The 1,809-nt window shown below is 32.1% G+C and carries 1 protein-coding gene; it reads left to right on the forward strand.

The features are described from left to right. Positions 1 to 212: 212 nt before the first annotated feature. Positions 213 to 1,631: an AAA family ATPase gene (locus tag FY557_RS19940; protein ID WP_228451855.1), complete on the forward strand. Its 1,419-nt coding sequence runs from the start codon at positions 213 to 215 to the stop codon at positions 1,629 to 1,631. Positions 1,632 to 1,809 lie beyond the last annotated feature (178 nt).

Raw genomic sequence — 1,809 nt, forward strand, 5'->3', positions numbered from 1 at the left:
CTTGCTGCCAAAGCAACGATAAGAATAAGGATCAGTGCTACTGCAACCCATAAAATAGGATTGGACATCAAACCATCTGAACTGCCCCCTTTATCCATATCGACATCTACCTTTAAATCTGCTGCTTCCGTTATTTTTTAAATGAAATAAAAGTTAATGATTTTCGCCATATACATAATCTCGATTTAACATTTGATCATCCAGTTACAGTAATAACTGGAACAAATAAAATAGGTAAAACTAGTTTACTTTTACTTATTGCATGTAGTCATGTAAATTTTCAGAAATATGATTCTACAAAACCAGAAACAATTTTGAGACTTCATATTTGGCGAGATGTATTTACATTTACTGCTGTAGAATCTTCTACCAGACGTTATTCTTATGAGTTATTTTGGAGAGTTGGGAATACAAACCGAACTGGAGAAGGAAAGAGAGCTATTGGAAGCCAATCTTGGACAGGCTTGGGTAAATTTAGTAGTGATTCCACAAGGATGAATGCTAAAATAAGAGATAAACAAGTTCGACTAATTGATTTAGACAGACTTTTGCCAGCACGAAATTTTTCTTCAAGTTTAAGGCGGAAAACAGACAGCGCAAATCGTGTTAGATTACATGAAGATATTGAGCAAGCATTCAATTATATATTTGAGAATAATATTCCATTTGAAATATATAAAATTGGCTCACATATAAACAAAATTTCATATTTATTAATTCCCTCAAATCTTGCTGCCAATCCACATCAAGATTCATATTCAAGTTTTAATGCTGCATCGGGTGAAGAATCTCTAATAAATATTCTTGTAGACATATTTGATGCCCCAATAGACTCTTTAATTATGATTGATGAACTTGAAGCTGGAATTCATCCAAATATTCAAAGACGTCTTACGGACATAATACAATATATATCATGGCATCATAAAAAACAATTTATTATTACAACTCATTCACCAACTTTATTATCTGCCTTACCACAAAAATCTAGAAAATTTATTGATAAAAAGACTAATGGAGATTTTGAAGTGATTTCAGCTATATCGGTTAATGCTGCCTTTTCAAGAATGGATTTAGATGCTTATCCATTAGTAAGATTATATTGCGAAGACACTGAAGCAGAATTTATAATCAAAAATATTTTGATGACTATAAATCAAAACAAAAAGCATTTTAGTAAACTAATAAACATAATTACTTCAGGACCGATTGACCAAGTTAAAAATGACTATCTAAGACACAAAAGAAATTATCGTCAAATGCATTTAAAAATTGGATATTGTTGCATTTTTGACGGTGATCATATTACTCATCCACAGTATTCTTTATATCATGAAAACCCTGATGAATTTACCTTTTTTTTATATCCATACGTTGCTCCTGAGAAATTCTTGGTGACAGCTTACCTAAATGCTAATCCAAATGCTCAGTTAGCAACTGCATTAACACATTCTGATCATCATGCTTTATTTCAAGTTATGGTTAGTTTAGGATTAGCGGCTGATGAAGGACAAGCTAGAAATATTTGTTGGATGGCTTTTACTAATACTCCAGAATATATTTTGCTTAAGACAAATATGACAACCTTTTTACTAAATGTAGTAAGACATTTTTCAGAATTAGGCGAGTAAAACTAAAATTGTCAATATTGCTTTAGAACTCTTTTGAATCGTAAAAAAATTAAATTATGGAAATTCAATTTTTCCCTATATTCTGTTCCCTGAGATAGGGGGTCCCTGTTTTTCCGGCAAAGACCACAGGTACCGTCCCGTCATATAGATAGGTCATGCTGTCAGCCACTTCCAGTAC

The organism is Chryseobacterium sp. SN22, assembly GCF_008329705.1.
Lineage (GTDB): Bacteria > Bacteroidota > Bacteroidia > Flavobacteriales > Weeksellaceae > Chryseobacterium.